Annotated in this window: 8 protein-coding genes and 1 pseudogene; 6 read left to right on the top strand and 3 right to left on the bottom strand. The window is 74.2% G+C overall.

Going from position 1 to position 6,809, the window contains the following annotated elements; translation table 11 throughout:
- Nucleotides 1-112 precede the first annotated feature (112 nt).
- Nucleotides 113-1,084 (bottom strand): DUF2267 domain-containing protein, encoded by a 972-nt coding sequence (locus ACWEVO_RS25730; RefSeq protein ID WP_452310084.1) that lies wholly within the window; start codon nucleotides 1,082-1,084, stop codon nucleotides 113-115.
- A gap of 188 nt (nucleotides 1,085-1,272) precedes the next feature.
- Here ACWEVO_RS25730 and ACWEVO_RS25725 point away from each other — a divergent pair, with 188 nt between their 5' ends.
- On the top strand, nucleotides 1,273-1,587 hold the full coding sequence (locus tag ACWEVO_RS25725; RefSeq protein WP_452310083.1) for a hypothetical protein: 315 nt from the start codon (nucleotides 1,273-1,275) through the stop codon (nucleotides 1,585-1,587).
- Between the two features lie 71 nt (nucleotides 1,588-1,658).
- On the opposite strand, the gene ACWEVO_RS25720 is transcribed toward ACWEVO_RS25725, so the two are convergent.
- Both ACWEVO_RS25720 and ACWEVO_RS25715 read right to left on the bottom strand, forming a co-directional pair.
- Nucleotides 1,659-2,006 carry an STAS domain-containing protein gene (locus ACWEVO_RS25720; protein WP_452310082.1) on the bottom strand — a complete coding sequence of 116 codons (348 nt, stop codon included), beginning with the start codon at nucleotides 2,004-2,006 and terminating at the stop codon, nucleotides 1,659-1,661.
- A 45-nt stretch (nucleotides 2,007-2,051) separates the two neighbouring features.
- Complete coding sequence (locus tag ACWEVO_RS25715; protein WP_452310081.1) at nucleotides 2,052-2,393, bottom strand: STAS domain-containing protein; 342 nt, start codon at nucleotides 2,391-2,393, stop codon at nucleotides 2,052-2,054.
- 263 nt (nucleotides 2,394-2,656) lie between these two features.
- Between ACWEVO_RS25715 and ACWEVO_RS25710 the strand changes: the two genes are divergently transcribed.
- The 5 genes and pseudogenes from ACWEVO_RS25710 to ACWEVO_RS25690 form a co-directional block, all read left to right on the top strand.
- Nucleotides 2,657-4,420, top strand: coding sequence for a SpoIIE family protein phosphatase (locus ACWEVO_RS25710; protein WP_452310080.1), 1,764 nt, complete (start codon nucleotides 2,657-2,659; stop codon nucleotides 4,418-4,420).
- Nucleotides 4,417-5,466, top strand: a complete 1,050-nt coding sequence (locus ACWEVO_RS25705; protein WP_452310079.1) for a cobalamin B12-binding domain-containing protein — start codon at nucleotides 4,417-4,419, stop codon at nucleotides 5,464-5,466. Before ACWEVO_RS25710 ends, ACWEVO_RS25705 begins: the two co-directional genes overlap by 4 nt.
- 91 nt (nucleotides 5,467-5,557) lie before the next feature.
- Complete coding sequence (locus tag ACWEVO_RS25700; protein WP_452310078.1) at nucleotides 5,558-5,905, top strand: STAS domain-containing protein; 348 nt, start codon at nucleotides 5,558-5,560, stop codon at nucleotides 5,903-5,905.
- A 73-nt stretch (nucleotides 5,906-5,978) separates the two neighbouring features.
- Nucleotides 5,979-6,425, top strand: a complete 447-nt coding sequence (locus tag ACWEVO_RS25695; protein ID WP_452310077.1) for a response regulator — start codon at nucleotides 5,979-5,981, stop codon at nucleotides 6,423-6,425.
- Between the two features lie 126 nt (nucleotides 6,426-6,551).
- Nucleotides 6,552-6,809: pseudogene (locus ACWEVO_RS25690) on the top strand (ATPase); the annotation flags it as partial.

Here is a 6,809-nt window from a genome sequence, read left to right as displayed (position 1 = left end):
GGCCGGGCCGGGTCGACGACGAGCTCCCGGCGGTCCGCGCTCCCCCCGGCGGGCACCGGTACCGGTCCGCCCCCGGGCCGGCGGGCGGGGTGCCCACCGGCCCGGGTACGGCTCAGCCGGCGGCCATGCCCGCGCCGGCCTCGTCGATCGCGGCGTCGACCCGGTGGGCCAGGTCCACGTCCGCCCCCGTCACCCCGTCGACCTGCCGGTTCCGGACGGTGATCACCGCGTTGTCCGGGTCGGGGCGGCCGATCTGCGGGCTGCGCCCGGTCTCGGCCCGGAGCTGGTCGAGCCGGTCGAGCACCCGGTCCAGGTTCCCGGTGGGCAGCTCGATCGTGCGTACCAGCGACTGCCGGTCACTGGACCAGTACGGCAACTGGGCGAGCGCGTCGCGCAGCTCCTGATCGGTCAGCGGCGCGGCCGTGGTGGTCGGGCCGACCAGGCCGCCGCCGGCCTCCGGCGGGGCCAGCAGGTCCCGCAACCCGTCCGGTACGCGCAGCGACTCCACCAGGTCACCGTCGGCGTCGGCCAACGCGGCGAGCGTCGCCTCGGCCTGGTAGCGCGCCTGCTCCGGGGTGAGGCGGCTGCGCCGGCCCACCTCGGCCAGGAAGCCGGGCAGGTCCCGGCGTCGCTCGATGCCGTCCACCGGCACCACGTCGTGCAGCTTCACCGGCACCGCCTCGAGCAGCCGCTCGCGCTCGGCCTCGTCGAGCGCCCAGGCCAGCGCGAGCACCGTCGCCTCCGCCGCGACCTTCGCGGTGCCGAAGTCGACCCCGGCCCGGCGACTGACATCGTCGACGAGATCGCGGTAGCCGAGCGTGGTCACCCGCCCGGAGCGGGCCTCCGGCAGCGGGCGTGGCCGTTCCGGCACCCCCGCCGGAGGTGGCGCGGGACCACCACGCGTGGTGTCCGGCTTGTGCCGGCCGGCCGGCGGCGGGCCGGACCGCTCCCGCTGGTCCAGCGAGGTGATCTGCTTGGACGCGCTCAGGCTGGCGCCGGCCTCGCTCGGCCGCCGGCCGCGTTCCCGGGCCTCGCGGGCGAGCGCCCGACGGCGCTGGTTGTCGCCCTCCATCTGCTTGCGCATCGTCGCACCTCGTTCCTCGTCGGGGTTGCGCCTTGCGCCCGTGGCCTTCCCGGCGCTGCCGGGAAGGAAACGACGACGCGAATGGCCGGCGAGCTTCATTCGCTGGGGGTGAGGGGCGCTCACCCGGTGCCGCTCCACCATCGGAGTGGACCGGGAGACTTCCGATGCACGCGGAAGGGAAGGTCGTCATGAAGAGAATCGTCGAGATCGTCCCCGCTCGCCCCGGCTGGTACGCGCGGTGGCAGGTCGAACCCGAGGCCACCCGCTCGTACGCCGTGACGCTGTGGGCGCTGGTGGAAGAGGCCGACGGCACCGGCCGGGAGGTGGTCGGCGTCGACTGCGTGGGGCAGTGGCCCGGAGCGGACGACAACGAGGCGGGAGGGCAGTTCGTCCGGTATCTCTTCCAGACGCCCGATTCCGGCGCCCCGGAGGACGCTGAGCCATCCACGGTGGGTGAGCTGCGGGAACACGGTCCGCGGCTGCAACCGGTGCCCGCCGCCTGAGCCACCCTCCCCGGCCCCCGGCCCCTGGTCCCAGGGTCGGGGGCCACCCCCTGCCCGGACCCGGGAATGCCTCAGCCGGCCTCGCGGGACTCGTCGGTGACGGCCCGTGGCGGCAGGGCGAGCAGCTCGCCCAACCCGGTCCGGTCGAGAAGTTGCCGGACCTGCGGGTTCATGCCGGTGAGCTGGATCGCCGCGGTGCCGGCGCGGTGGATCACCACCAGCGCGCTCAGCCCGGAGGAGTCGCACAACGCCACCCCGGCGAAGTCGAGCAGCAGCTCCTGGCAGCCGTCCCGGCGCAGCTCCGCGGCCGTCTCGACGAGGTCGGGAGCGGTGTCGAAGTCCAGTTCGCCGGTCAGCCGAAGCCGGGCGGCCCCGGCGTCGAGCCGGTCCACCTCGATGGTCAACAGCTGCGAGGGCATGGGTACATGTTCCCAGTCGCGCCTGATCGGGAAACCCCCGGGGTGTCAGGCGGACGCGGACTCGCCCACGGCGGGCCGGTCGGCGGCATGCGGCTGCGGCCGGGCGAGCAGACCGGTGACACCGGTCATGTCCAGGATCGTGGCGAGGAAGCGCGGGGTGTGCCGCAGTGCGATGGCGGTGCCGATCTGCTGACCCTCCCGCCAGGCGTGCACGATCACCGACAGCCCGGTGCTGTCGATGAAGAGCAGGTCGGCGAAGTCCAGGACGAGCGTCTCGGGGCCCTCGGCGAGCAGCCGGTCCACCTCGGTACGCAGCGGCGCGGCCGTGGTGAAGGCCAGATCGCCGCCCACCCTGATGACCGGTGCGGTGAGGTCGGAGCGGTCCACGGAAATGCTCAGCGGGGTCGGTTCCGGCTTTCTCCGCTGGGACACCACCATCAACGCCTTTCCCGAGGCTGCCGGTCAGGCAGGGACGTCCGGATCGTAACAACCCCGGGGCCGGTCCGCTCGGTGCCGCCGCCCACGGGAGGGCCCGCAGGCTGTGGGGTGGCGGTCCCGGCATACCGGCGTAGGGTGGGACGAAGAGATTCGATCACCTCCGCCATGCCCGGCGGTCCGCGGATGCCGATAAAAGGAGTGGGGCTTAGCTGGTGACTGCTGCCGACGTCAGGGATTCTGACCCGGGCGACGGACGGATCTCCACGCCGAGTACCGCACGGGCTCCGGCGTGGACCGCCGCCGCCTCGGCCCCGGCCGTCCTGCCTCCCCTGGCGCCGGATCGCGGCCCCGCCACCCCCGACTGGTCGGAAGTCGTCGAGCACTTCCGCGAGGGCCTGATCGTCTGCGACGTCGACGGTGTCGTGCGTCACCTCAGCCCGGTCGCGGAGCGGCTGATTCCCGAGGTGGTGCCCGGTGCGGTGCTCGCCGCCGCGGGCGTCGAGGCCCTCCTGGGCCCGGAACCGGCCGAGTTCACCCACCACGACCGGCGGCTGCGGGTGCGGCAGGTGCCGCTGTCGGCCGGCCGCCGCTGCTGCTACGTCGAGGACGTCACCGAGATCGTCAGCCGCGCGGACGCGCTGCTCGCCGAACGGGCCCGCTCGGCCTTCCTGGCCGTGGTCGGGGAGAAGCTCGGCAATCCGCTGCATCCCGACCGGGCCGCCGCCGCGGTGGTCCGCCTCGCCGTACCCACCCTGGCCGACGTCGCCGTGCTGGTGCTGGCGCCGCGCTCCGGCCGGGCCCGCTGGTGGCGGGCCGCCCGCGCCGACGACGAGGCGCCCACGGTGGACAGCGGGGTGCTCGCTGCCGCCGCCCTGCCCGGCGCGATCGAGGAGGGACTGGCCGGGGTCGAGCCGCACGCCATGGACTGGCTGGTCGAGCAGGCCGTCGAAGCCGGCTGGCTGCCGGGCCTCGCGGCGCCCCAGGCGACCGCCCGGGTGGTGCCGCTGCCCGGCCGGGACGCCCCGGCCGGCGTGCTGCTGGTCGCCCGCCGTTCCTCCCGGTGGTACGACGAGGCGGACCTTGACCTGGTGCGGGGCTTCGCGGCCCGGGGCGGTGCGGCGCTGACCACCGCCGTGCTCTACCGCGACCAGGCCGAGGTCGCCGACACCCTCCAGGCCAGCCTGCTGCCGGTCGAACCGGCCGCGGCGACCGGCGTGCAGTGGGGCACGGCGTACCGGCCGGCGCAGGCGGGGCTGCGCATCGGCGGCGACTTCTACGGCGCGCACCTGCTCGCCGACGGCGGCTCGGTCTTCTTCCTCGGCGACGTGTCCGGCAAGGGCGTGGAGGCGGCCGTCTTCACCGGCCAGCTCCGCCAGTGCCTGCACGCCCTGCACCGGGTCGAGTCGCAGCCCGGGCGGCTGCTCAAGCTGCTCAACGACGCCCTGCTGGAGACCACCCAGGCTCATGGGCAGGGGCGGTTCGCCACCATGGTGCTCGGGGTGGTCCGCCCGCACCGCGACGGCAGCCTGACCCTCACCATGGCCGGCGGTGGGCACCTGCCGCCGCTGGTGCTGCGCGGCTCCGGCGAGGTCGAGGTGGTGCCGTTGAGCGGCATGCTGATCGGGGTCGTGCCGGATCCCCGGATCGGTGAGGTGACCGTACGGCTGGAGCCCGGCGAGACCTGCCTGCTCTACAGCGACGGCGTGACCGAGGCCCGGGGCGGTCGGCGTGGCGACGAGCAGTTCGGCGCCGAGCGGCTGCTCAACGCGATCGACGGCTGCCACCGGATGCCGGCGCCGGCCCTGGCCGAGCGGGTCGAGCAGGTGACCTGCGACTGGCTGGCGCACGGCGACCACGACGACATCGCCGTGCTCGCGCTGCGGGCCACCGGCGCGAACGTCCGCCCGGCCCGCCACCTGCACGCGGTGCCGGCCCCGGCCCGCGCCGAGCATGATCCGAGAGGAGCCCACGCGTGACCGCGACGACGATGGAGGCCGACCCCGCCGCGGCGTATCCGGGCTACCTGGATTGCCTGGCGGAGGCCGACGAGTACGCCGCCATCGAGGTCGCCACGGGGCTGCTGGAGGCCGGCGTGCCGGCCGAGCGGGTGCTGCTCGACCTGGTCGCCCCGGCGCAGGCCGAGGTGGGGGAGCGGTGGGCGCGCAACGAGTGGAGCGTGGCCCAGGAGCACGCCGCGACGCACATCAGCGAACGGGTGGTGGCGGCGGTCGCCGCGTACGTGAACCCCCGCCCGACCCGGGGCCGGATCGTGGTGGCGTGCATGGACGGCGAGTGGCACGCGTTGCCGGCCCGTCTGGTGGCCGAGGTGCTGCGGCTGCGCGGCTGGCAGGTCACCTTCCTCGGGGCCAGCGTCCCCGCCGCCCACCTGGTGTCCTACCTGCACCGGTACGACGCGCACGCGGTCGCCCTGGCCTGTGCGTTGCCGATGCGGTTGCCGTACGCGCACCGGATGATCGAGGCGTGCCGCCGGTCCGACGTGCCGGTGGTGGTCGGCGGGCGCGGCTTCGGCGACGACGGCCGGTGGGCCCGGGTGCTCGGGGTGCCGTGGGCGCCGGACGCGCCGGACGCCGCGGAGCTGGTCGCCGACGAGCGGGCGCTGCGGGTGGTCCCGCCGGCCCGGCTGGACCACCTCGCCGACGACGAGTACGCCAGCCTGGTCAAGCGGCGCGGCGAGCTGATCGACAGCGCGCTGGCCGACCTGCGCGAGCGGGTGCCGTCGGTGCGGGACTACACCCCGGCGCAGCTCGACTCGACGATCAGCGATCTCGGCTACATCGTCGACTTCCTGGCCGCCGCGCTCTACGTCGACGACGAGACCCTGTTCACCGACTTCGTCGAATGGCTGGTGGGGATCCTGACCAGCCGGCGCGTGCCGGCCGGCGCCGTCGGGCTCACCCTCGACCACTATGGACAGCAGCTGCGCGATTTCCCCCGTGCCTGGCGCTTCCTCGACCGGGCCCGGGTGCTGGTCGGCGAGCTCTCCGACGCGCCGGGGCGCTGAGCGCCGCCTCGGTCCGCCGCCGGCCGGCAACCCGCGTATGCTTGCATCACTGCAAGCATCCCTGCTTGCGGCGGAGGCGGGAGGGGTCGCGGTGACGTTCACCCTCGCGTACGCCGACTGGGACGGGGGCGGCGCCTGCCTCCGGCTCGTCGGCGAACTCGACATGAGCACCGTCCCCCAGCTCAACGACGCCCTCGATCGGCTGGCCGCCGAGGGGCAGCGGCGGTTCCTGATCGACCTCACCGATCTGACCTTCTGCGACTCGACCGGGATCGCGGCCTTCGTCCGGGGGGACAACCGGGCCGCCGCTGCGGGCGGCTGGCTCCGGGTCACCGGGGCGACCGGCCGGGTGGCCCGGGTGCTCGAGGTGACCGGCCTCGGGGACGTCCTGCGGTATGACGCGGACACGCCCGACCCGGCCTCGCCGTCCGCCCTCTGATCGGCTAGATTTCCCCGCCAGCGGCTGATCGTCTCCCTCCTTTCCGTCCTCCCCGACCCGAAGCAGGTATCCCATGGGCCCCCGCACGCCGAGCCCCGTTCGCATTCTCGTGGTGGACGACGACCCGGGTGACGTCCTCATGATCGAGGAGGCCCTCGAGGACTCCGACGTCGAGAAGGTGATCGACGTCGTCAACGACGGTCAGGAGGCGATGGAGTTCCTCCGGCGGCAGGGCCGGCACACCGAGGCCCAGCGCCCGGACGTGATCCTGCTCGACCTGAACATGCCCCGGATGGATGGGCGCCAGGTGCTCGGCGAGGTCAAGCAGGACGACGACCTGCGGACCATCCCGATCGTGGTGCTGACCACCTCCAACGCCGACACCGACATCGTCGGCAGCTACACCCTCCAGGCCAACGCGTACGTGACGAAGCCGATCGACCTCGACGACTTCAACGACGTGGTGCGCCGCATCGACGAGTTCTTCGGCCGGGTCGTGGTGCTGCCCAAGCACCCCTGAGCCGGAGGCGTCGGAAGTCCGAGCCCTCGAATACTGAACATTTTGTGGGAACCGCCGCGGTCGTGCCCGGCGCCCAGCAGGATCGGCAGGTGGGGAAGTAACACCAGCTGCCTGGGGGGCGACAGTATGAGGTTCTCCGTCGTTGAGACCGGTTACGACCAGCGGCAGGTGGATTCCTGCCTGGACGAGCTGGGCATCCGGTTGGTCCGGCTCGCGGCGCGGGCGGAGAGCGCCGCGGGCGCCGGCCGCGAGTTCGACCACATCCGGCAGGAGGCGACCCACCTCTGCGACTTCCTGCGCCGCCGGACCGCGCCCGCCGAGGGCGACGTCGCCGCCGTCCGGGCCGGGGCCTCGGCCGTGGAGCGGGAGGCCGCCGAGTTGCTC

It is taken from the genome of Micromonospora sp. NPDC003776 (genome assembly GCF_053605645.1).
Note: the sequence above shows the minus strand (reverse complement) of the source record. Positions and strands in the feature narration are given on the sequence as shown.

What these genes read in the sequence shown, in the direction of transcription:
- ACWEVO_RS25730 (WP_452310084.1), bottom strand. Translation starts at nt 1,084, where the DNA reads ATGCGCAAGCAGATGGAGGGCGACAACCAGCGCCGTCGGGCGCTCGCC.
- ACWEVO_RS25725 (WP_452310083.1), top strand. Translation starts at nt 1,273, where the DNA reads ATGAAGAGAATCGTCGAGATCGTCCCCGCTCGCCCCGGCTGGTACGCG.
- ACWEVO_RS25720 (WP_452310082.1), bottom strand. Translation starts at nt 2,006, where the DNA reads ATGCCCTCGCAGCTGTTGACCATCGAGGTGGACCGGCTCGACGCCGGG.
- ACWEVO_RS25695 (WP_452310077.1), top strand. Translation starts at nt 5,979, where the DNA reads ATGGGCCCCCGCACGCCGAGCCCCGTTCGCATTCTCGTGGTGGACGAC.